Source organism: Pseudomonas sp. 1L-E-NC-VB-C3, assembly GCF_057291535.1.
On the sequence record NZ_JBXAWD010000018.1, the window covers coordinates 34076 to 57021 of the forward strand.

Consider the following 22946-nt stretch of genomic DNA (forward strand, 5'->3'; position numbering starts at 1 on the left):
AGTTAAAAAATCAGGGGTCGGTCAGGTGCAGCACGAAGGATTCGTAAGGTCGCAACTGCAGCAAACTCGTGCGTTGCGGGCAGTCCGGGTAGTTGCTGATCAGCAGGCGCTGCTCCTGGGCTTCGTCGATCAGCGCCGGTAGCTCGACCTCACAGGCAGTGCCATAGAAGTTGTTCACCACTAACAAGCGTTCTCCCGTCCCCTCGCGCAGGTACGCCCAGACCTGTGGATGCTCCGGCAACAACTGCCGATAGATGCCATCGGAGATCAACGCTTCAGTGCGGCGTAAAGCGATCAGGCGCCGATAGTGATGCAGCACCGATTCCGGGTCGTGCAGTTGATGCGCGACATTGATCTGTGCAGCATTGGCCGGCACACCGATCCATGGTTCGCTGCGAGTGAAGCCGGCGTTGTGCCCGGCGTGCCAGTGCATCGGCGTGCGCCCGTTATCGCGGGACTTCTGCATGATCGCCGCCATGTTGTCGAGGTCGCTTGCCCCGGCTTCACGCTTGAGGCGAAAGATATTCAGGGTCTCGACGTCACGGTATTGCTCGATGCTCTCGAACCCCGGATTGGTCATGCCCAGTTCTTCGCCCTGATAGACGAAAGGCGTGCCCTGCAGAAAGTGCAGCGCGGTACCAAGCATCTTCGCCGACAGCTCGCGGTATTCGCCGTCATTGCCGAACCGCGAGACCACGCGTGGCTGATCGTGGTTACACCAGAACAGCGCATTCCAGCCGCCACCCGCCTGCATGCCGGTCTGCCAGTCGGAGAGAATCTGCTTGAGCTGGAGGAAATCGAAATCGGCGCGCACCCATTTCTGCAGATTCGGGTAATCGACCTTCAGGTGATGAAAGTTGAAGGTCATCGACAGTTCTTTCGACTGCGGATTGGAGTAACGAATGCAGTGTTCCAGACGTGTCGAAGACATCTCGCCGACGTTGATCAGCTCATGCCCTTCGAAGACTTCGCGGTGCATCTGCTGCAAGTAGGTGTGCACGTTCGGCCCGTCGGTGTAGAAGCGCCGACCATCGCTGTCGTCTTCGGGAAAGTCCGCCGGTTTGGAGATCAGGTTGATCACGTCCAGACGAAAACCACCCACACCCTTGTCGCGCCAGAAGCGCATCATCTTGAACACTTCGTCGCGGACCTTGGGGTTGTCCCAATTGAGATCCGCCTGGGTGTGGTCGAACAGGTGCAGATAATACTGGCCGGTCTGCGCTTCGTACTCCCAGGCCGAGCCGCCGAATTTGGATTCCCAGTTGTTCGGCTGGTCGCGCCAGATATAGAAGTCGCGGTAAGGGTTGTCGAGGCTGCTGCGCGCCTGCTGGAACCACACATGCTCGATCGAGGTGTGGTTGACCACGATGTCGAGCATCAACTTGATCCCGCGTTTGCCCGCTTCGGCGATCAGCAGTTCACAGTCGGCCATGCTGCCGTAGCTCGGATCGACCGCGTAGTAGTCGCTGATGTCGTAGCCGTTGTCGCGCTGCGGCGAGCGCAGGAACGGCGTGATCCACAGGTAATCGACCCCCAGCCATTGCAGGTAATCGAGCTTGGCGACGATGCCGAGCAGATCGCCGGTGGCGTTGCCGGCATGGCTGTGAAAGCTCTTCGGGTAGATCTGGTAGATCACCGAACGTTGCCAGTCTTGCATGGCGGATTTCCCTCTTGAATTTTACGATCTCTGTAGGAGCTGCCGGAGGCTGCGATCTTTCGATTTTGAAAGGCAAGATCAAAAGATCGCAGCCTCCGGCAGCTCCTACAGTTCAATTTCAGGCAACCCGGTAACCCGGGCGGACGATCTTCATGCTCAGCACGCAGGTAAGGGCAAACGGCACGAGCATGGCAATCAGCATCCCGATGACGAACATCGGGATGAACTGCGGAATGATCGAGATGAAACCGGGCAGGCCACCGACGCCGATGGCCGAGGCCTGGATCTTGTTCAGCGAGAGGAACATGCAGCCCAGCGCCGAACCGGCCAGCGCGGCGTAAAACGGAAACTTGTAGCGCAGGTTGACACCGAACATCGCCGGCTCGGTGATGCCGAAATACGCAGAAATCGCCGAGGTCGAGGCCATGCTCTTGTCCCGCGCATTGCGCGTCATCCAGAACACCGCCAGGGCCGCACTGCCCTGCGCCAGATTGGACATGACGATCATCGGCCAGATGAAGGTGCCGCCCTGGCTCGAGATCAATTGCAGATCCACGGCGAGGAACATGTGGTGCATGCCGGTGATTACCAGCGGCGCATACAGCAAACCGAAAATCAGACCGCCCACCAACGGCGCCAGATCGAACAGCATCACCAGCCCTTCGGTGATGTAGATGCCGATATGCCGGGTCACCGGGCCAATGATCGCCAGCGCCAGCACACCAGTGACAACGATGGTGGTGATCGGCACCACAAGCAATTGCACGGCGTTGGGCACTCGCGCGCGCAGCCATTTTTCGATGACGCTCATCACGTACGCCGCCAGCAGGATCGGCAGGATCTGCCCCTGGTAGCCGACCTTTTCCACCTGGAACAGGCCGAGGATGTCGAAGTACGGCAGTTGCTGCCCGTCCAGCCCGGCCACGGCCTTGCCGTAATTCCAGGCATTGAGCAGGTCCGGGTGTACCAGCATCAGACCGAGGACAATGCCGAGGATTTCGCTGCCGCCGAAACGCTTGGCCGCCGACCAGCCGACCAGCGCCGGCAGGAACACGAACGAGGTGTTGGCCATCAGATTGATCAGGCTCCACAACCCGTCGAGGTTGGGATAGGCATCCAGCAGGGTCTGGCCCTCGATGAACATGCCCTTGGCGCCAAGCAGGTTGTTGATGCCCATCAACAGGCCGGCAATGATCAGCGCCGGCAGGATCGGCATGAACACATCGGAAAACACCCGCACCAGCCGCTGCATGGCGTTTATCTTCTCGGCGCTTTTCTGTTTAACGTCGGCGATGGTCGACGCCGCCAGGCCCGTCTGCTGGCGCAGTTCGGCATAAACCTTTTCAACATCACCCGGGCCGATGACCACTTGATACAAGCCGCCGGTGAAGAACGAACCCTTGACCAGATCGACGCCATTGAGCGCGGCCACATTCACCAGCGCGGGGTTCTTCAGCGCCAGGCGCAAACGCGTCACGCAATGCGCCGCCTGCTCGATGTTGTCGCGGCCACCGAGGCTTTCCAGCAGCTCCTTGGCGATGTTCGGGTAGTCATGGCTCATGCTTGTTCTTCCGTCGTGGATTGTTGTTATTGGCAGCACGCCGAGAGGAAAAATACTCGTCTGTACGAGTTAATGCAACAACTCGTCTGTACGAGTTTGCGTCCGTGGATGAACATCAGAAAAATGCGGATTCTTCCTACTCTGACCTAAGATGTTTTCCTTCGTCCGCATGGACAAACCCCTACCCTGCCCTTAAGGTTCGGGGTTTTGAGCACCGTCGGCACAGAGTCCAGCCATGAGCAAATACAACCAGATCTACAGCGATTTGCTTGCCAGCATCACCACGCAGCGCCTGGAGCGCGGCGCCCGGCTGCCTTCCGAAACCGAGCTGATGGACACCTATCAGGCCAGCCGTGGCACGGTACGCAAGGCCATCGACCAGTTGCAGGAACGCGGTTTCGCTCAGAAGATTCACGGCAAAGGCGCGTTCGTGCTGGCGACCAACCCGATCGAATTCCAGCTCGGCGGCATCGTCAGTTTCCAGGAGACCCACCCGCGACTGGGCAACGACGTCAGCACCGAAGTGGTCGAGATGTGTCAGGTGCCGCTGGAAGGTGCGCTGCTCGAACACATCAATGCCGAGCCCGGCAGCCCGATCACCCGGATCAAACGGGTGCGGCGCATCGACGGCAAACGCGTCATCCTCGACATCAACCACTTCGTCAGCGAGGTGATTCCCGACCTGTCTGCAGACATCGCCGAACATTCGATCTACGCCCACATCGAACAGACCCTGCAACTGCAGATCGCCTACGCCCAGCGCACCATCGAAGCCATGCCGTGCAGCAAGGACGACCACCACCATCTGGACCTCGACGGCCAGAGCCATGTCATCGTGGTCAGCAACCAGACCTTCCTGCAGGACGGCCGCCAGTTCGAGTACACCGAATCGCGGCATACGCTGGACAAGTTCTATTTTTCCGATGTGGCGCGGCGCTGACGTTCGCCAACAGGCGAGCCCATTTCAAAATATGTGATTGGCTGACAAGCCGCGATGACCTCCGGTAGTATGCCGCCGTGGCTATGGAACACCTTCCTTCTATCCTCCATGAACTAGGGGTTCCGCTCTCCACACCGCGCCTGCTTATTGCAGGCGTTTTCGTATCGATTGCACAGGTGAGCATCAGCTCACTGGAAACGGCGACCAAGGAAGAAATCATGATCAATCAGGAGCTGTTCCTGCGGCGCCGTACAAAACTTCACGTCCCTGCCGGCTCTGGCGGAGCCACGCGCGCGCAGGTCGCATCAGCGGTCAAAGAAGTCGCGGCGTTTCGATATGTACTCTCTGAACCGCTGATCGAGCGAATCGGCATGCTCTCTGCGGTAGAACTCAAGAACTGGCTGCGTGAAGTCATTCGAGTCCTGCGCCGTCGCAGCGGTGCTCATGTACATCACCGACCGTTTTATCCTGACTTCCCCAATCAAGTCCTCGAAGCGACAGAGGCGGAGTTGTATCTCAACGCCGTCATTCACTACCACACACTTCGGCGCCTGCCACCCAGCGAACAGGTTCGGCCAGCCATGCTTGAAGGCAACTTCATCCATTGGGTCATCGAACCGGGAAGTGTCGGCGAGTTCGAGGCATTGCTCGAGCCGCTGGTCTCATCGCGCACCTCGCTGTCCGAAGAGGAAGCTGCGGATGTCAGCTGGTTTATCCGAACGTACAAAAGCGATGTGTTCCGTCTACTGCCCGAGACCGTTCCGTTTCGCGAGATTCGCGCGCTCGTTGGCGGCGCGCTAATCCTGCATATCGGCGACGATGCACAGGTTGAGGCTTTCCTTGAGCAAAATGTCGAAACGGCGACGGACGTGCTGCGCGTGGCGATCGCACTGCATGGTGGAGACGTGTCGCTGGCGACAGCGTTGACGCGCTTTAGCAAAATGAAACGTTCGATGCGTCGCAAGCTGTTGCGCCTGCTCGACCGCATGCCCAACGCTACCGAGGATGTGATGCGCCAGGCCGAACGCTGGAAACGTCTGGCCGAAGTCCTGCATCCAGGCGATTACGCTGAGAAGTATCCGCGAGCATTTGCGGCCATCACCGCAGCGCGACGCAATGATCAGCCGGCCTCGTTCGGGTCGCGTGTCGAAACCATGCTTGCCCAACGCCAGATCGCCGCGCTTACGTCGGTGCTGCAGGATCGTCCCGGAGAATTCGCGCGCCGTCTGGACGTGATGTTACGGCGTGCCACAGAACCGGACGCGGTGCTCGACGCCTTTGCGGCTGTCGCGGCGCAAGTGTCCTCACCTGTGCTGCTGCAATTACTGGCCCAGGTAAATGCCCCGCGCCCCCTGCCCTTGCGAGCGTTCACACCTAAAGGAGCGCTGGCGAAAGTCTTCGGCACTGCTGATCGTCGAGAGTCGATCGCACCGCAGGTATTGGCACGTGCCGCACAGATTTGCGAGAACGCCCTGATCGCACGTTTCGCGTCGCTGCCACCGCTGGGCCGCTGCTTTGTCGATCCGGCATTGCGCGAATACCGGGTGCCATTGGCACAGCGCGCCGCAGCGAAGTCACTGCGAACACTTGTACGCGGCAGTCGCTTGCCAATGCCCGATACGCGATTCATTCGCCTATTCCTGTGGTGGAAGAACGGTCGTGACCGCACGGACATCGACTTGTCCGCCGCCTTCTTCGACAGCGACTTCGTCTTCAAGGAAGCGGTCGCCTATTACAACCTCAAAGGTTATGGCGGTTACCACAGCGGCGACATCGTCGACGCGCCTAATGGCGCTTCCGAGTTCATCGACCTCGACCTTGATGCTCTCGTCAAAAAGGGCGTCCGCTATGTCGTCACGTCCCTCAACTCATTTACCTGGCAGCCATATTGTGACCTTCCTGAATGCTTCGCGGGCTGGATGGCCCGCGCCGATACGGCATCTGGCGAAGTGTTCGAGCCGCGCACCGTAGTCGACCGCATCGATATCGCCTCCGACACGAGTATCTGCCTGCCATTCGTGATGGACCTGGTGGAACGTCGCATGATCTGGGCCGATCTGGGGCTGACTTCATCGCCCCGCTGGAACAACGTCGACAACAACCTCAGCGGAGTTTCGTTGATGCTGCGCGCCCTGGTGCATACACCAAGGCCGGACCTGCACACGCTTTTCGATTTACACGTGCGAGCACGAGGCGAACGAGTGGCCTCTGCAGAGCAGGCGCAGAGGGTGTTCGCACCTGAACAAGGGCTGACTCCGTTCGATACGGATCTTATTCGGTCTGAATATCTTTGATATCTGCGAAGGCATTGGCTCACTTTCAAAAGGACAACACGCGATAACCGGCTAACACCCTCCCCTTGAGCGCATGGGCCATCTTCTGCCTTTGTGTCTCAAGGATGAACACCCGAATGACCACTGCCGAACGTCGTCTGCTGCCAAACGCAGCGGACAAAACCGCCCTCAAAGCCATCGCCACTACCATTGTGCAGAACTGCCCAAGCCTGCTGGATGAGGCCCGGCTAGTCGCGATCGAACTGCTGACCGCCAAGGGCCTATCTGGCCTTGATCCCGACCAGGTTTATTTCCATCGTTTCAAAACGGCGCAAAGCAGCACGCTGACCTTTACCGGTTGGGAGCACTTGCTCGAAAAGCCTTGTGAAACGCTCACCCTCACGCAACTGGTCGTCCATCGATTTCGCGCCACCGACCAAGACAACGCAGATTTGCTGGGCCTTTACTGCGGCTTCTACTCGGATGGCCCGGGCGCGGAGAATTTCAATCAGAGCAACGAAGTGCGACTGCTTGGCAGCGATGTGCTGAAGGCATTCTGGGCCGTTGATTTCAGCACGCGTTACAGCGGTCAATTGACCAAATTCTGGCAAACCTCGTCGGACGATTTCCGCGCCATGGCCAAGTGCAATTTTCTCAGTCAGGCGGTGCAGGCACTGCAACAGGGGGACGTTGACGGCAATGATTTTCAACGCATCGTCACCTCGCTGATCGGCCCCGTAAGCTGGCCGGTAACCCTGCAAATGCTCCGATCGACGTACCCGGTCGGCGCGCAAGTGCGCACGCTGGATCTGGACGGTCACGTCGCCACCAACGTGCTGCGTCTGGTCGAAGACAGTGGCCGGCAGACCCTTTACCTGCCGGGACAGGCCCAGGCCTTTCGGCTGATGGACACTGCCGCGGATCTGCACTGGTGGATGCTTGAGCAGATGAATTCAGAGCAGAAACGCTCTTTGTTTCTCAAGCACTTCTCGCTGGCTGACAGCAATCACATCACCGAGAACCTCACTGATCTGATGAACCGTTTGGTGAGCACCTGGGGCCACAGCGATCATCGAATGATCAACCGCAGCAACGTTGCGATCAGCGGTGACGCCTTCACGTGGTTAAGCGAGTCGACCCGCACGGGCATGGTTGCCGAGGCGCATCTGGTGCTCACGTCCAACAGTGACCTGCGCAAGAAACTCTGGACCGGCTATCTGAGCGCCGGGCTGAAAGTGTTCGGCCCGATGGCGGCCGTGGGCTGGCCTGCAGCTTTTCCCTTGATCGGCGCCGGCGTCGCGAACATGGGGCTGAACATCGATCAGGCGATCAACGGCATTACGGCGACCGAGCGTAGAGCCGGGGTTATCGGTGCGGTGCTCAGCGCTATCGAAACCGTATTCAATGTTCCGTTCCTGATTGGCACTGGCGCGCAGTTGGAAGTTGGGCCACAGGTTGAGTATGCCGAGGCTGAAGAGATGCGCGGGCTGGTCGAACTTGCCTCGGCTGACACGCGATTATTGCCCCCTGTGGATCCGCCACCCGTCACAGCCGCTGAAGAAGCAAGCAGCGAGTTGGCAAACGAGATCCCCGGCGGGGCGACATTGGTCGACGCCACTGAGCTGTTGAATACGCCTGCTACACGGCAAGGTTCGACCTTCCCAAAGGTACCTGCCAGCTATCGATGCAACGAGTTACTTGCGCAACATTCCGTAGAGGCGACGCCGGGGAAATACGAAGGCATTTACCGCCTCGACAACGAGCCCGGTCATGCCATCGAAATGGATGGCGCCGCCTATTACGTGCGCTACTTCGCCGACTCGCAGGACAGCGGCAACTGGGCAATCATCAATCCCGAGCGCCCCAATCAGTTCGCTTATTCGTTGCCGGTCCGCCTGGGAAGCGCTGGCAAGTGGGAGCGCATGCCAGCGCTGCGGCTGCGCGGAGGCGGTCAATGCGTGGGCAAGGCATGTTTGCCGGAGACTGATGTGAGCTCAACCGAGGCAACACCGTCGGTGGACCTGCCACGCGTCGAACCGCTTCCAGGCGTTCCGTGTCCGCTACGCCCGGTTACGAAGCTCAAGGGTATCTCAGAGACGGAAATACCCGGGATGAGAAGATGGGCAATGAACTTGCCCAACGCCTCCGCCGAGACCACAAGCGCCGGGCGCCGCTATCTGCTGGCGACCGACCGCTACGTGGCCCATTTCGGCGAACAACGCACGGCTCTGCTGAACGACGCCGAAGCATTCTATCGGGAGTTGAAATGGATCAACCTGCCCCAGCGCCCGGTCATTCCGCCCGTCAGTCCGCAGATGAAGATTGATGAGTTGATTGATCTCATCTTTGCCAATACTGATGGACTGGCCGTCGGTGAAACCCTCGATCGCATCGCCAGCACGCGTTTCATGATCGAGAACATGCCCAAGTTCGCGCGGCATATCAAAACCCTCTACGTGCGTGGGTTGCTGAGTGATTTCGCCCAGGATGACCTCAACCATTTCTATCTGTCGGGGGACATGTCAGAAGACCTCAGTACCTATTTGTCCAGCCTGGGCACTGACCCTGAGAACCGGTTCAACATGCTCGAATTGATCCGGGCTGCCCAAGCCAATGGCGTCCGGGTTCATGGACTGGATGCAGCAGAAACCTGCACGCTGAAAGTCCCGCTCACGTCGATCGAAGAGCAGATGATCAAGGCGCGCCTCGCAACGCAGATCATGGAGCGTGACAAGCTGCTCAACAGACCCGGCAAGTGGGTGGCTCTGGTCGATGCCACGAATACCAATACCTTCAGAGATCTGGCAGGCATAAGCGAACTCCGGGGCGGCATCGGTTTGCGCATCGAAGAAGTCTGGCCCGACGAGGTGGCCGACCTCAGGATCGACCCGGGAGTGGAAGTCGCTCGCGGCCCGTTTTACAACGGGGCGACGACAAACAGCGCCTTCGACCCTCTGTTCGCTGACCTGCGATTGCAGGTCAAGGCCCCCGTGCCGCCATGGAATGATGCAACGCTGGAAAAGCTTCTGCCTCGCAATGGCATGTTCGTGATACGGAAAACAGAACCAAGCACATACACACTCGTGCGGCGCAACAGCGCCAGCAACATCGTGCAAACAAGGGTGCATTGCACCGCAGATGGCCGGTTTTATATCTGGGACCAGTCGATGCGCCGCATCACCGGCATGGTCTTCCGCGACATCGCCGCAGTAGCCGAGCGCCTGATCGAGCTCGGCATGACCCTGCAAAGTCGTTTACCCGCCTGATCAGTTATCAGGGCTCTGAAACGAAAAAACCCTTGGCTTCACGCCAAGGGTTTTTCGTTATTCGAACCGCAGCAGGATCATTCCCACTCAATCGTCGCCGGCGGCTTGCTCGACACGTCGTAAGTGACGCGCGAAATGCCTTCGATTTCATTGATGATGCGGCCGCTGACAGTTTCCAGCAGTTCGTAAGGCAGGTGTGCCCAACGCGCGGTCATGAAGTCGATGGTTTCCACGGCACGCAGGGCCACGACCCAGGCGTAACGACGGCCATCGCCAACCACGCCAACCGATTTCACTGGTTGGAAGACCACGAACGCCTGGCTGACCTTGTGGTACCAGTCGGCTTTGCGCAGTTCTTCGATGAAGATGTGGTCGGCGCGACGCAGCAGGTCGGCGTATTCCTTTTTCACTTCACCGAGGATGCGCACGCCCAGGCCCGGGCCCGGGAACGGGTGACGGTAGACCATGTCGTACGGCAGGCCCAATTCCAGGCCCAGACGACGCACTTCATCCTTGAACAGTTCGCGCAGTGGCTCGACCAGTTTCAGGTTCATCTCTTCCGGCAGGCCGCCCACGTTGTGGTGCGACTTGATCACGTGGGCCTTGCCGCTTTTCGCGCCAGCCGACTCGATCACGTCCGGGTAGATGGTGCCCTGAGCCAGGTACTTGATGTTGTCCAGCTTGCAGGATTCGGCATCGAACACGTCGATGAAGGTACGGCCGATGATCTTGCGCTTCTTTTCCGGGTCGGCTTCGCCGGCCAGGTTGTTGAGGAACTGCTCCTCAGCGTTGGCGCGGATCACCTTGACGCCCATGTTCTCGGCGAACATGGCCATCACTTGCTCGCCTTCGTGCAGACGCAGCAAGCCGTTGTCGACGAAGACGCAGGTCAGCTGATCGCCGATGGCTTTGTGCAGCAGCGCGGCAACCACCGAGGAGTCAACGCCGCCGGACAGACCCAGCAGCACGTTGTCGGTACCGACCTGGGCGCGGATGTTGGCGATGGCGTCTTCAGCGATCTTCGACGGCGTCCACAGGGCTTCACAACCGCAGATGTCGAGGACGAAGCGCGAGAGGATGCGCCCGCCCTGCTTGGTGTGGGTCACTTCCGGGTGGAACTGCACGCCATAGTAAGCGCGGTCGTCGTTGAACATACCGGCGATCGGGCAGCTCGGGGTGCTGGCGAGGATGTGGAAGTCTTCCGGCATCTTTGTGACTTTGTCACCGTGGCTCATCCACACGTCGAGGCCGAACAGGCCGTCGGCGTCGATGTGGTCTTCGATGCCGTCGAGCAGGCGGCTCTTGCCGACCACGTCAACGCGGGCGTAACCGAACTCACGCAGTTCGGAACCTTCAACCTTGCCGCCCAGTTGCTCGGCCATGGTCTGCATGCCGTAGCAGATGCCGAACACCGGAACGCCGAGGTCGAACACCGCCTGCGGGCAGCGCGGGCTGTTGGCTTCGTGCACGGACTCGGGGCCGCCGGCGAGGATGACGCCTTTAGGGGCGAATTCGCGGATCGCATCTTCGTCCATGTCGAACGGGTGCAGTTCGCAGTACACGCCGATCTCGCGCACGCGGCGGGCAATCAGCTGGGTGTATTGCGAACCGAAGTCGAGGATCAGGATGCGGTGAGCGTGAATGTCGAGGGCCATGACTCATTCTCATGTAGTGAATCAGAAACAACTCGGGGCTGAATGAACAGCCCCGGTGATTTAACGTTTTGCTGGAAGCCTCAACCTACGCGGTAGTTTGGCGCTTCCTTGGTGATCTGCACGTCGTGAACGTGGGACTCGGCCATGCCGGCACCGGTGATCCGCACGAACTCGGGTTTGGTACGCATTTCTTCGATGTTGGCGCTGCCGGTGTAACCCATCGAGGAACGCAGACCGCCCATCAACTGGTGAATGATCGCGCTCAGGGTGCCTTTGTACGGCACACGGCCTTCGATGCCTTCCGGAACCAGTTTCTCGGCGCCTGCCGAGGAGTCCTGGAAGTAACGGTCGGACGAACCTTGAGCCTGGGACATGGCGCCCAGCGAACCCATGCCGCGATAAGCCTTGTACGAACGGCCCTGGAACAGTTCGATCTCGCCCGGGGCCTCTTCGGTACCGGCGAACATCGAGCCCATCATCACGCAGGACGCACCGGCCACGATGGCCTTGGACAGGTCACCGGAGAAACGGATACCGCCGTCGGCGATCAACGGTACGCCAGTGCCTTCAAGGGCAGCGGCGACGTTGGCGATGGCACTGATTTGCGGTACGCCGACACCGGCGACGATACGGGTGGTGCAGATCGAGCCAGGGCCGATACCGACCTTGACTGCGTCGGCGCCGGCTTCGGCCAGGGCCTTGGCGGCAGCGCCGGTGGCGATGTTGCCGCCGATCACCTGCACTTCAGGGAAGTTCTCTTTGACCCAGCGTACGCGGTCGATCACGCCTTTGGAGTGACCGTGTGCGGTGTCGACCACCACCACGTCCACGCCGGCATTGACCAGTGCAGTCACGCGATCACCGGTGTCTTTACCGGTGCCGACCGCAGCGCCAACGCGCAGACGACCTTGATCGTCCTTGCTGGCCAGCGGGTAGGCTTTGGCTTTTTCGATGTCGTTGACGGTCATCATGCCTTTGAGGGCGAATTTGTCGTCGACGATCAGCACGCGCTCGATGCGGTGCTTGTGCAGCAGTTCACGGACGTCGTTCTTGTCGGCGCCTTCCTTGACCGTGACCAGACGCTCTTTAGGCGTCATCACTTCGCGGACAGTGGCTTCCAGACGGTTTTCGAAACGTACGTCGCGGGAGGTGACGATGCCGACCAGGTCGCCATCGTGCAGGACCGGAACGCCGGAGATATTGTGCAGACGGGTCAGTTCGAACAGATCACGCACCGTGGCATCGGCCTCGATGGTGATTGGATCCTTGACCACACCGGCTTCGAACTTCTTGACCTTGCGTACTTCGGCAGCTTGCTGCTCGATGGTCATGTTCTTGTGGATAATGCCGATGCCACCTTCCTGAGCCATGGCGATTGCCAGACGGGCTTCAGTAACGGTGTCCATGGCGGCAGAAACCAGAGGAATATTCAGTTCGATGCCACGGGTAAGACGGGTCTTGAGACTGACTTCGTTGGGAAGTACCTCGGAATAACCGGGCACTAGGAGAATGTCGTCGAATGTCAGAGCTTCTTGGCTGATACGCAGCATCGCGGGGGCTCCCGAGCGGGAAAATGGAAGCGCGCCATTATAGTCAGACACCCCCTGCTGTTCAATGTAAAACTCAGCCTAATTGATAGATGGAAAAGCCCGGCCCTACAGCTCCACCTTGACCCAAGAGACAGGTTGATCGAGCCAATCGGCGAACTCGTCGATAAAGCTCTGCTTGAACCCCGCCTCCAGCCAATTGTTGAAAATGAAGCCGAGGTTGGAAAACGCGCATTCCTGCAAAAACAGAAAGCCGTTGATGTCGTCCTCATGCCCGCATTCGGGGCAGGTGAAATTGTCGGTGCGGCCTGGAAACCAGTCTTCAAGACTCTCGAACAGCGCCTCACCCACTTCGCGACGGCACTCGGCGCAACCGGCCTCTTCGAGAAAGCCCTTGGCCGGGGTGTAGATGCAGCGTTTGGTGACGATCTCCAGGCCATTGACCGGCTCGCCGAACGGCAGCGCTTGCGGGTGCAGCACCACGGCGCGAGCACCATCAGCGATGGCGTGGGCCATACGGTTGCCGGTGCGGCCGCAGGTAGTCAGCTGTTCTTCGATGATATTCTTGCGCACCAGCCAGCGCACGATCGCCCGCGCCCGGGGCTCGTGCACCGGCAGGGTGGAGATTTTCGGGACGATAATGCTTTGCGAGTTCATGGTGGAGCCTGCTGCCAGTATTTAAGATTTCCAATGTGGGAGCGAGCCTGCTCGCGAAAGCGCAGTGTCAGGCTGCATTTTTGTTGCTGACCCACCGCATTCGCGAGCAGGCTCGCTCCCACAAGGAACTGCGGCCGGCAGCTTAATCCCTGAAGAAATCCGGTCAAGTGCTGAAATAGCGCACCATCAACGCGATCCCGCTGGCCAGCACCAGCCAAGTCACCAGCCGCACAAACGCCTCGCGCGACAATCTCATGCTCAGCCGCCTGCCGATCCACAAGCCCAGCGCCATGGCCGGCAACAGACACAGCGCCAGCATCAACAAGGGTAGCTCGGCATACACACCGGCGATGACAAACAGACTCAAGCGCACCACGGTGCTGCAACTGATCAACGCGCTTTGCGTGGCCCGCGCCGCTTCCTTGGGCAGGCGGCTGTTCAGATAGATCGCGTAAAGAAAGCCGCCACTGCCAAACAACGCGCCGAACAACCCACCCACCGTGCCCATCGGCACCGCCCACGCCGCTGACAACTGCGCGGGGCGCGCTTTGACCCACAGGCTGTAAACCGCATAGGCACTGATAAACAGCCCCATCAACAGCAGCAACAGATCGGATTTCAGATTCAGCAGGAAGATCACCCCCAGCGTACAGCCGATTGCCATGCACGGCAGCAGCCTGAGCAATTCCGGCTTGGCGACGTCGCGCCGCGAGGGCAGCAGATTGCCGAATGCCGCGACGAAATCCAGCAGCACCAGCAGCGGCACGATTTTCGATAGCGGCATGAACAGAATCAGCATCGGCCCCGCGACCAGCGCCGTGCCGAAACCGGCGATGCCGAAGACGATGTAGGCCAGGGCAATGGCCAGCCCGATGACCGCCCAACCGCCAGCGCCCCACGACCACGCCCCCAACAGCTCCATCACGCTCATCGTCCGCATCCTTTATAAGACCGCGCTGACTGTAGCCAGTAGCGGGCAGCACGACCAGATATCAAATTGATCCCATGTGGGAGCGAGCCTGCTCGCGAAGGCGGAGTGTCATTCCCGTTGTTGTCCGCTGACACAATGCTTTCGCGAGCAGGCTCGCTCCCACAGGGTTTTGTGCGGCGTCATGGTGATTGGCGGGCAAATGCCTTTAAACTGCGCCCCATGATTAAAGATCCCTTTGCAAGACTTGGCCTGGACCGTGAAGTCCTGACCGTCAGCCAGCTCAACGGCCGCGCGCGGGTGTTGCTTGAAGACGTCTTCAGCAACATCTGGGTCGAGGGCGAAATCTCCAACCTCGCGCGCCCGGCGTCCGGCCACGTCTACTTCACCCTCAAGGACAGCGGCGCGCAGGTGCGTTGCGCGCTGTTCCGGCAGAACGCCGCGCGCGTACGTCAGGCGTTGAAGGATGGTCTGGCGGTCAAGGTGCGCGGCAAGGTTTCGCTGTTCGAAGGCCGTGGCGACTATCAGCTGATCCTCGACACCGTGGAGCCGGCCGGTGACGGCGCGCTGCGTCTGGCCTTCGATGCGCTGAAGGAAAAGCTCAGCGCCGAAGGCCTGTTCAGTGCCGAACGCAAAGTGCCGCTGCCCGCGCATCCGCAGCGCATCGGCATCATCAGCTCGCCGACCGGCGCGGTGATTCGCGACATCATCAGCGTATTCCGCCGCCGTGCGCCGCAAGTGCAACTGACTCTGATTCCAACCGCTGTACAGGGCCGCGAGGCCACCGCGCAAATCGTTCGCGCGCTGAAAATGGCCGATGCCCGTGGCTTTGACGCGCTAATCCTCGCCCGTGGCGGCGGCTCGCTGGAAGACCTCTGGTGTTTCAACGAAGAAGCCGTGGCGCGCGCGGTCGATGCCTGTGTCACACCCATTGTCAGCGCCGTCGGCCATGAAACCGATGTTTCGATCAGCGATTTTGTCGCCGACGTCCGCGCACCGACGCCCTCGGCCGCCGCCGAACTGCTCGCTCCGGATTCCAGCCATCTGATCCGTCAGGTCGAGAGCCTGCACCGGCGTCTGGTGATGCGCATGCGTGACCGCTTGATGCGTGATCGTCTGCGCCTCGAAGGCATGGCCCGTCGCTTGCGCCATCCCGGCGAACGTCTGCGCCAGCAGGCTCAGCGTCTGGATGATCTGGACATGCGCATGCGCCGGGCCTTCGAACGCCATCTCAATACCCGCCGCGAACGCCTGATCCGTCTGGAAACCCGCCTCGCCGGGCAACATCCGGGACGCCAACTGGCGATGCTTCGCCAGCGCCTCGACAGCCTCGCCGAACGTTTGCCCCGAGCCATGCGCGATGGTCTGAAACAGCGTCGTCAGCTATTGCACAGTCAGATGCAGACCCTGCATGTGGTCAGTCCATTGGCGACCCTCGGTCGCGGTTACAGCATCCTGCTCGACGAGCGTGGCCACGCGATCCGCAACGCTGCGCAGACCCACACCGGCCAGCGCCTGAAAGCCAAACTCGGCGAAGGCGAACTGCAAGTGCGCGTCGAGGACAATCACCTGACGCCCGTCACCCTCTCTTTACTGGACTGATCCATGCCGCGTTTTCTCGCTCCGCTGCTGTTGCTCTGCCTGACCTTCAACGCCCACGCCGACAGTTACATCACTCGGCTGCTGAACAAACCGGTGCCGGGCGGCGTCGCCGTGGTGGATCTGGGCACCGCCGCGCAGGCGCCGAAAGCCACCTATCAAGGCAAACCGGTGCTGGTGGTCAAAGAGCAGAACAACTGGCTGGCGATCGTCGGCGTGCCGCTGACGGTCAAGCCTGGCGCGCAGCAGATCAGCAGTGGCGGGCGTAACCTGCCGTTTACCGTGGGCAGCAAGAAATACCCGGAACAGCACATCACCCTGAAGAACAAACAGCAGGTCAATCCGAACGCCGACAACCTCAAGCGCATTGAAGGCGAACTGGCGGAACAGATCGCGGCTTATCGCAGTTTCAGCCCGAACACGCCGAGCAATCTGCTGCTGGACAAACCGGTCAACGGGCCGCTGTCGAGCAAGTTCGGTGTGCGTCGTTTCTTCAACGGCGAAGAGCGCAATCCTCACGCCGGCCTCGATTTCGCAGTGCCGGCGGGCACGCCAATCAAGACCCCGGCGGCGGGCAAGGTGATTCTGATCGGCAATTACTTCTTCAACGGCAACACGGTGTTTGTTGACCACGGCCAAGGCTTTATCAGCATGTTCTGCCACATGTCGAAGATCGACGTGAAAAACGGCCAGCAACTGGCCCGTGGCGCGGTGGTGGGCAAGGTCGGCGCGACCGGCCGCGCGACCGGGCCGCATATGCACTGGAACGTCAGCCTGAATGACGCGCGGGTGGATCCGGCGATTTTCATTGGGGCTTTCCAACCTTGAATATGGGTTGAGGCGACCGGCCTCTTCGCGAGCAGGCTCGCTCCCACACTGGATCTTATTCACAACAAAGATCCCCTGTGGGAGCGAGCCTGCTCGCGAAGGCGGCCTATAAAACACCGCCATACTCAATGATTCTCAAAAAACTCAATTGCGCCCCAATCTAGCCTTACGCAAACATCAATAACTTCCACGGCCTTAGGCGCAATAAATTCCTGCAAAATCCCGCTTTTCGGGTATTCCTCTCAATTTTTTTCGACTGCTTGCCATCCTTTCCCCTCGCGGTTAGGGTTGAAGCCATGAAAACCTCTCACACCCTCATTCAGCTTCGCCAGCACCGCAGCCTGTGCCTCGTCAGCGCACGACTGCCAGGCTGAATCGCTGCGCCTCGTCCCACGCTTTTCCAAGAACATTCGTTCAACCGGCAGGCCGCCTCTTTTCGGCCCAGACAACAAGGAATTTCCCGATGAGCATGCTCAAAGACCCGTCTTCGAAATACCGCGCGTTTCCCGTCATCAACCTGCCGGATCGTACCTGGCCGTCGAAGACCATCGACGCCGCGCCGATCTGGTGCAGCTCCGACCTGCGTGACGGCAACCAGTCGCTGATCGAGCCAATGGACGCGGCGAAGAAGCTGCGCTTCTGGAAAACCTTGGTGCAGGTCGGCGTGAAGGAGATCGAAGCGTCGTTCCCGGCCGCGTCGCAAACCGACTTCGACTTCGTGCGCACGCTGATCGAAGAAGGCCACATCCCGGACGACACCACCATTCAGGTACTGACCCAGGGCCGTGAAGACCTGATCGAGCGCACCTTCGAATCCCTGCGCGGGGCGAAGAAAGCCATCGTTCACCTGTACAACGCCACCTCGCCTTCTTTCCGTCGCATCGTCTTCAACCAGGACAAGGACGGTATCAAGGCCATCGCCGTCAACGCTGCCAAGCTGTTCGTCAAATACGCAGCCATGCAGCCGGAAACCGAGTGGACCTTCGAATACTCGCCGGAAACCTTCAGCGCTACCGAGCTGGAATTCGCCAAGGAAGTCTGCGACGCCGTGATCGAGGTGTGGAACCCGACGCCTGAGCACAAGATGATCCTCAACCTGCCGGCCACGGTTGAATGCGCGACGCCGAACGTCTACGCCGACCAGATCGAATGGTTCGGCCGCAACATCAATCGTCGTGACAGCGTGATCATCAGCCTGCACACCCACAACGACCGTGGCACCGGCGTCGCCGCCACCGAGCTGGGCCTGATGGCCGGCGCCGACCGCGTCGAAGGCTGCCTGTTCGGCAACGGCGAGCGCACCGGCAACGTCGACCTCGTCACCGTCGCGCTGAACATGTACACCCAGGGCGTCGACCCTGAGCTGGACTTCTCCGACATCGACGGCGTGCGCAAGGTCGTCGAAGAGTGCAACCAGATCCAGGTGCACCCGCGTCATCCGTACGTTGGCGACCTGGTTCACACCGCGTTCTCCGGCTCGCACCAGGACGCAATCCGCAAGGGCTTCGCCCAGCAGAAACCGGACACCCTGTGGGAAGTGCCGTACCTGCCGATCGACCCGGCCGACATCGGTCGCAGCTACGAGGCGGTGATCCGCGTCAACAGCCAGTCGGGCAAGGGCGGCATCGCTTACTTGCTGGAGCAGGAGTACGGCATCAGCCTGCCACGGCGCATGCAGATCGAGTTCAGCCAGGTCGTGCAGCGTGAGACCGACCGTTTGGGCCTGGAGATGACCGCCAAGCAGATTCACTCGCTGTTGATCAGCGAATACCTGCAGGCCAACACTCCGTATGCGCTGGTCAGCCATCGTTTGCAGGAAGAAAACGGCAACAGCGCCGTAGAAGTCGAAGTAGCCAGCAAAGGTCAGGGCGAAACCAACCTGCACTGGCGCGGCAAGGGCAACGGCGCGCTGGAAGCTCTGGTCGCCGGCCTGCCGATTCCGGTGGAAATCATGGACTACAACGAACACGCGATCGGCGCGGGCACCAATGCCAAAGCGGCGGCCTATATCGAATTGCGGGTGAACGGTGAACGTGCAGTGCACGGCGTGGGTATCGATGAAAACATCACCACGGCGAGTTTCAAGGCATTGTTCAGCGCGCTGAACCGCTCGCTGAGCCAGCCAGAGGCGAAAGCGGCGTAATCGACCGCTGAAATGCGAAAGGCCCCGGAGTGCAAACTCCGGGGCCTTTCTTTGCCTACAGGTTTCTGGCTGACTTTTATGGCCCCTTCGCGAGCAGGCTCGCTCCCACATTTGGAATGCATTTCCCTGTGGGAGCGAGCCTGCTCGCGAAGGCGTCCTGACAGGCGCTGGGAGTATCAGGTGAACTCGAAAGTGTCGGCATCCAGATTCGCCGGAAAGCGCTCGCGATACGCCGCCAACGGCGCCGCTTCCACAATCACCTTGAACACACCATCCGCCTCCCCCGCCGCCAGCAACGTCTCGCCCTGAAAATCCAGCACCTGACTGTCACCGGTATACGCGAAGCCTTTGCCATCGCTGCCCACCCGATTTACCGCTGCCACGTAGCAGAGATTTTCAATCGCTCGTGCCGGCAGCAGGCGATTCCAGTGCAGACGCCGTGCGCCCGGCCAGTTGGCGGTGTACAGCAGCAGATCGGTGTCCTGCGCGTCGCGGCTCCACACCGGGAAACGCAGGTCGTAGCAGATCAGCGGACGAATCCGCCAGCCCTTGAGCTCGAACTGCACCTGCCGCTCGCCCGGCGTGTAATGGTTGTGCTCGCCGGCCATGCGGAACAGGTGACGCTTGTCGTAATGCAGCACTTCGCCGTCCGGCCGCGCCCACAGCAAGCGGTTGCGATGGCTGCCGTCAGCCGCCTGAATGATCACGCTGCCAGTGATGACCGCATCGAACTTCGCCGCCTGCGCCCGCAGCCATTTGCTGGTCGGGCCGTTTTCGGCTTCGGCGAGGGTTTCTGATTCCATCGAGAATCCGGTGGTGAACATCTCCGGCAGGATGATCAGATCGGCTCCCCGGGCCTGCTCCAGCAGCAGCTCGAAATGCTCGAGGTTGGCCTGGCGATCGTGCCAGGCCAGGCTTGTCTGGATCAGCGCCAGGGTCAGGTCTGGCAATGCACTCAGATCACGCATAGTTTCGCCGCCGCTTCACGCAGCGTCTCCTCGCGTTTGGCAAAGCACAGGCGTATCAGGCGCTGGCCTTGCGGTGGATTCTGGTAGAACACCGACACCGGAATGCTCGCGACACCTTGCTCGCGAGTCATCCACATGGCCATGTCGACATCATTCAGATCCGGACGGATCTGCGAATAATCGACCAACTGGAAATAGGTGCCGGTGACCCGGGTAAAACTGAAGCGCGACGGCGCGAGCAGATCGCAGAACAGATCGCGCTTGGCCTGATAGAAACCCGGCAGCTCTTCAACGTGCTCCGGGTACTCGGCCATGTAATCGGCCAGCGCGTATTGCAGCGGTGTGACGCCACAGAAACTGACGTACTGATGCACCTTGCGCAATTCGGCTGTCAGCGCTGGCGGGGCGACGACGTAGCCGGTTTTCCAGCCGGTGACGTGGTACGTCTTGCCGAACGAGCTGACCACGAACGCGCGCTGATACAACTCTTCATGGGCCAGCACGCTGACATGCGGCACGCCGTCGAAAACCAGGTGTTCGTAGACTTCGTCGCTGATCAGATAGATGTCGCGATCACGGATCAACGCCGCCAGTTGATCGAGCTCGTCGCGGCTGATCAATGCGCCGCTCGGGTTGTGCGGGGTGTTGATGACGATCATTTTCGTCCGCGGACTCAGGGCCGCTGCGAGCTGATCGAAATCAATGGAGAAATCGTCCGGATTCAGCTGCACATGCACGCAACGACCACCCGCCAGCTCCGTTGCCGGTGCGTAGCTGTCGTAGCACGGATCGAAGACGATGACTTCATCGCCGCTGTGAATCACTGCCTGAATCGCGCAGAAGATCGCCTGGGTCGCGCCGGGCGTTACCGTCACTTCATGATCGGCATCGACAGTCACGCCATAGCTGCGGGCGATCTTGGCCGCGATCTGCTGACGCAACGCCGGCAATCCGGTCATCGGTGAATACTGGTTATGGCCACTGGCGATATGCCGCCCGACCGCATCACGCAACGACTGCGGGCCGTCGAAATCCGGGAAACCCTGGGACAGGTTGATCGCGCCGGTCTGCGCCGCGAGCTGAGACATCTGCGTGAAAATAGTGATGCCGACATTCGGCAGCTTGCTGGTGATCATCGGGGGTTCTCTGCTCAACACCCGGCTCTGACGACGGCGCGGGAGACCGAGGATAGCCCATCCGGCGCCCATAAAAAAAGGCCGCCAAACGGCGCCCTTCTCTCATTGAACAAACCCAATCCTGTGGCGAGGGGATTTATCCCCGTTCCGGCTGCGAAGCAGTCGCAAACCCGTTGAATGCGGTTTGACTGATACACCGCAGACACAGGTTTTGGGGCTGCTGCGCAGCCCATCGGGGATAAATCCCCTCGCCACAAAAGCCCCACACAAAATTGTGCAGGGCCTCGGATCACTTCTTGTCGCGGCGCTTCTTGCTGGCTTTCTTGTTGTGCGACATCAAGCGACGCTTCTTGTTGACCTGGCGGTCGGTCAGCGTGTTCTTGTTGCCTTCGTACGGGTTCTCGCCGCCCTTGAACTCGATGCGGATCGGCGTACCGACCAGCTTGAGTACACGACGGTAAGTGTTCTCCAGATAGCGCACGTACGACTTCGGCACTTTCTCGATCTGGTTACCGTGGATCACGATGATCGGCGGGTTCGCACCACCGAGGTGAGCGTAACGCAGCTTGATCCGACGGTTGTTGACCATCGGCGGCGCGTGCTCGCCCACCGCATCTTCGAGAATCTGGGTGAGGCGGTTGGTCGGCCAGCGGGTAACAGCGGACTTGAACGAGTTCTGCACCGAAGCGTAGAGGTTGCCCACGCCCGTGCCGTGCAACGCCGAGATGAAGTGAATGTCGGCGTAGTCAACGAAGAACAGACGACGTTGCAGCTCGACTTTCACAAAGTCGCGCTCGCTCGGCGTCATGCCATCCCACTTGTTGATCGCGATGACCAGCGCACGACCGGATTCGATCGCGAAGCCCAGCAGGTTCAGGTCGTGATCGACCACACCCTCGCGGGCGTCCATCACGAAGATCACCACGTTGGCGTCTTTGATCGCCTGCAGGGTTTTGACCACGGAGAATTTTTCGACTTCTTCGTGGATCTTGCCGCGCTTGCGCACACCGGCGGTGTCGATCAGCGTGTACTTCTCTTCATTGCGCTCGAACGGAATGTAGATGCTGTCGCGGGTGGTGCCCGGCTGGTCGTACACGATGACCCGGTCTTCACCAAGCATGCGGTTGACCAGGGTCGACTTGCCGACGTTCGGACGACCGATGATGGCGATCTTGATCCCGTCTTTTTCGCTCGGACCAGGAATGCGCTTGGCTTCCTCGCCTTCGGCAACGACTTCTTCCTCTTCACCTTCAGCCGGCTCGTCATCATCGCGCGGGAATTCGCTCAGGGCGGCTTCCAGCAGTTGCGTGATGCCACGGCCGTGGGCGCCGGCGATCGGGATCGCGTGGCCCATGCCCAGCGGGGCGAATTCGGCGCGGGCCATTTCCGGGTCGATGTTGTCGACCTTGTTGGCCACCACGTGGGAACGCTTGTTACGTTTGCGCAAATGCTCGGCGATCATCTGGTCGGCAGCGGTAAAACCGGCCTTGGCATCTACCAGAAACAGCACCACATCGGCTTCTTCGATGGCCAGCAGCGACTGCTCGGCCATTTTTTCGTCCATACCATGTTCGTCACCGGAGATACCGCCGGTGTCGATCAGAATGTAGGAACGCCCTTGCCACTTGGCCTCACCGTACTGGCGATCACGGGTCAGACCGGACAGGTCGCCGACGATGGCGTCACGAGTCCTGGTCAGGCGGTTGAACAAGGTGGACTTGCCGACGTTCGGTCGGCCCACCAGGGCGATTACGGGAACCATGCGGCTCTCCACTTCGTTATTTCAGA

The 22946-nt window shown here is 60.0% G+C and carries 15 protein-coding genes; 6 read left to right on the forward strand and 9 right to left on the reverse strand.

Annotation, left to right across the window (positions count from 1 at the left end; translation table 11 throughout):
- Positions 1–10: 10 nt before the first annotated feature.
- Together treC and treP are read right to left on the reverse strand one after the other, a co-directional pair.
- Positions 11–1657 carry an alpha,alpha-phosphotrehalase gene (treC, locus tag AC0Z5Z_RS23830; protein WP_056790136.1) on the reverse strand — a complete coding sequence of 549 codons (1647 nt, stop codon included), beginning with the start codon at positions 1655–1657 and terminating at the stop codon, positions 11–13.
- A 118-nt stretch (positions 1658–1775) separates the two neighbouring features.
- Complete coding sequence (treP, locus tag AC0Z5Z_RS23835) at positions 1776–3218, reverse strand: PTS system trehalose-specific EIIBC component (RefSeq protein ID WP_041479919.1); 1443 nt, start codon at positions 3216–3218, stop codon at positions 1776–1778.
- 235 nt (positions 3219–3453) lie between these two features.
- On the opposite strand from treP, the gene treR reads away from it, so the two are divergent.
- The 3 genes from treR (at position 3454) to AC0Z5Z_RS23850 (ending at position 9697) form a co-directional block, all read left to right on the forward strand.
- Positions 3454–4158: a trehalose operon repressor gene (gene treR, locus AC0Z5Z_RS23840; RefSeq protein WP_310218213.1), complete on the forward strand. Its 705-nt coding sequence runs from the start codon at positions 3454–3456 to the stop codon at positions 4156–4158.
- Positions 4159–4334: 176 nt separating this feature from the next.
- A complete protein-coding gene (locus AC0Z5Z_RS23845) occupies positions 4335–6452 on the forward strand; it encodes a TerD family protein (protein ID WP_485611732.1) in 2118 nt (705 codons plus the stop codon).
- A 116-nt stretch (positions 6453–6568) separates the two neighbouring features.
- On the forward strand, positions 6569–9697 hold the full coding sequence (locus AC0Z5Z_RS23850; RefSeq protein WP_485611733.1) for a membrane-targeted effector domain-containing toxin: 3129 nt from the start codon (positions 6569–6571) through the stop codon (positions 9695–9697).
- 77 nt (positions 9698–9774) lie between these two features.
- Here AC0Z5Z_RS23850 and guaA read toward each other — a convergent pair whose 3' ends face one another.
- The 4 genes from guaA to AC0Z5Z_RS23870 all read right to left on the reverse strand — a co-directional run bounded on the left by guaA (position 9775) and on the right by AC0Z5Z_RS23870 (position 14487).
- Positions 9775–11352 carry a glutamine-hydrolyzing GMP synthase gene (gene guaA / locus AC0Z5Z_RS23855; protein WP_016773344.1) on the reverse strand — a complete coding sequence of 526 codons (1578 nt, stop codon included), beginning with the start codon at positions 11350–11352 and terminating at the stop codon, positions 9775–9777.
- An 80-nt stretch (positions 11353–11432) separates the two neighbouring features.
- Positions 11433–12902: an IMP dehydrogenase gene (gene guaB / locus AC0Z5Z_RS23860; protein ID WP_016773343.1), complete on the reverse strand. Its 1470-nt coding sequence runs from the start codon at positions 12900–12902 to the stop codon at positions 11433–11435.
- Positions 12903–13007: 105 nt separating this feature from the next.
- Positions 13008–13556: a sugar ABC transporter ATPase gene (locus AC0Z5Z_RS23865; protein ID WP_041479923.1), complete on the reverse strand. Its 549-nt coding sequence runs from the start codon at positions 13554–13556 to the stop codon at positions 13008–13010.
- 163 nt (positions 13557–13719) lie between these two features.
- Positions 13720–14487 (reverse strand): sulfite exporter TauE/SafE family protein, encoded by a 768-nt coding sequence (locus tag AC0Z5Z_RS23870; RefSeq protein ID WP_485611734.1) that lies wholly within the window; start codon positions 14485–14487, stop codon positions 13720–13722.
- 219 nt (positions 14488–14706) lie between these two features.
- Here AC0Z5Z_RS23870 and xseA point away from each other — a divergent pair, with 219 nt between their 5' ends.
- The 3 genes from xseA to leuA all read left to right on the forward strand — a co-directional run bounded on the left by xseA (position 14707) and on the right by leuA (position 19054).
- A complete protein-coding gene (gene xseA / locus AC0Z5Z_RS23875; RefSeq protein ID WP_485611735.1) occupies positions 14707–16086 on the forward strand; it encodes an exodeoxyribonuclease VII large subunit in 1380 nt (459 codons plus the stop codon).
- A 3-nt stretch (positions 16087–16089) separates the two neighbouring features.
- On the forward strand, positions 16090–16911 hold the full coding sequence (locus AC0Z5Z_RS23880; protein WP_083353522.1) for a peptidoglycan DD-metalloendopeptidase family protein: 822 nt from the start codon (positions 16090–16092) through the stop codon (positions 16909–16911).
- Positions 16912–17374: 463 nt separating this feature from the next.
- Positions 17375–19054: a 2-isopropylmalate synthase gene (leuA, locus tag AC0Z5Z_RS23885; RefSeq protein WP_016773339.1), complete on the forward strand. Its 1680-nt coding sequence runs from the start codon at positions 17375–17377 to the stop codon at positions 19052–19054.
- A gap of 176 nt (positions 19055–19230) precedes the next feature.
- Here the strand turns inward: leuA and AC0Z5Z_RS23890 are convergent, their stop codons facing one another.
- From AC0Z5Z_RS23890 to der, 3 genes are all read right to left on the reverse strand, one after another.
- Positions 19231–20022, reverse strand: a complete 792-nt coding sequence (locus AC0Z5Z_RS23890; RefSeq protein WP_122507799.1) for an amidohydrolase — start codon at positions 20020–20022, stop codon at positions 19231–19233.
- Positions 20010–21158: a pyridoxal phosphate-dependent aminotransferase gene (locus AC0Z5Z_RS23895; RefSeq protein WP_485611736.1), complete on the reverse strand. Its 1149-nt coding sequence runs from the start codon at positions 21156–21158 to the stop codon at positions 20010–20012. Before AC0Z5Z_RS23895 ends, AC0Z5Z_RS23890 begins: the two co-directional genes overlap by 13 nt.
- A gap of 289 nt (positions 21159–21447) precedes the next feature.
- Positions 21448–22920: a ribosome biogenesis GTPase Der gene (gene der, locus AC0Z5Z_RS23900; RefSeq protein ID WP_024014210.1), complete on the reverse strand. Its 1473-nt coding sequence runs from the start codon at positions 22918–22920 to the stop codon at positions 21448–21450.
- Positions 22921–22946 lie beyond the last annotated feature (26 nt).

Excerpts from the sequence above, each read along its gene's own strand:
- treC (WP_056790136.1), bottom strand. The coding sequence starts at position 1,657 with ATGCAAGACTGGCAACGTTCGGTGATCTACCAGATCTACCCGAAGAGC.
- treP (WP_041479919.1), bottom strand. The coding sequence starts at position 3,218 with ATGAGCCATGACTACCCGAACATCGCCAAGGAGCTGCTGGAAAGCCTC.
- treR (WP_310218213.1), top strand. The coding sequence starts at position 3,454 with ATGAGCAAATACAACCAGATCTACAGCGATTTGCTTGCCAGCATCACC.
- AC0Z5Z_RS23850 (WP_485611733.1), top strand. The coding sequence starts at position 6,569 with ATGACCACTGCCGAACGTCGTCTGCTGCCAAACGCAGCGGACAAAACC.
- guaA (WP_016773344.1), bottom strand. The coding sequence starts at position 11,352 with ATGGCCCTCGACATTCACGCTCACCGCATCCTGATCCTCGACTTCGGT.
- guaB (WP_016773343.1), bottom strand. The coding sequence starts at position 12,902 with ATGCTGCGTATCAGCCAAGAAGCTCTGACATTCGACGACATTCTCCTA.
- AC0Z5Z_RS23865 (WP_041479923.1), bottom strand. The coding sequence starts at position 13,556 with ATGAACTCGCAAAGCATTATCGTCCCGAAAATCTCCACCCTGCCGGTG.
- AC0Z5Z_RS23870 (WP_485611734.1), bottom strand. The coding sequence starts at position 14,487 with ATGAGCGTGATGGAGCTGTTGGGGGCGTGGTCGTGGGGCGCTGGCGGT.
- xseA (WP_485611735.1), top strand. The coding sequence starts at position 14,707 with ATGATTAAAGATCCCTTTGCAAGACTTGGCCTGGACCGTGAAGTCCTG.
- AC0Z5Z_RS23880 (WP_083353522.1), top strand. The coding sequence starts at position 16,090 with ATGCCGCGTTTTCTCGCTCCGCTGCTGTTGCTCTGCCTGACCTTCAAC.
- leuA (WP_016773339.1), top strand. The coding sequence starts at position 17,375 with ATGAGCATGCTCAAAGACCCGTCTTCGAAATACCGCGCGTTTCCCGTC.
- AC0Z5Z_RS23890 (WP_122507799.1), bottom strand. The coding sequence starts at position 20,022 with ATGCGTGATCTGAGTGCATTGCCAGACCTGACCCTGGCGCTGATCCAG.
- AC0Z5Z_RS23895 (WP_485611736.1), bottom strand. The coding sequence starts at position 21,158 with ATGATCACCAGCAAGCTGCCGAATGTCGGCATCACTATTTTCACGCAG.
- der (WP_024014210.1), bottom strand. The coding sequence starts at position 22,920 with ATGGTTCCCGTAATCGCCCTGGTGGGCCGACCGAACGTCGGCAAGTCC.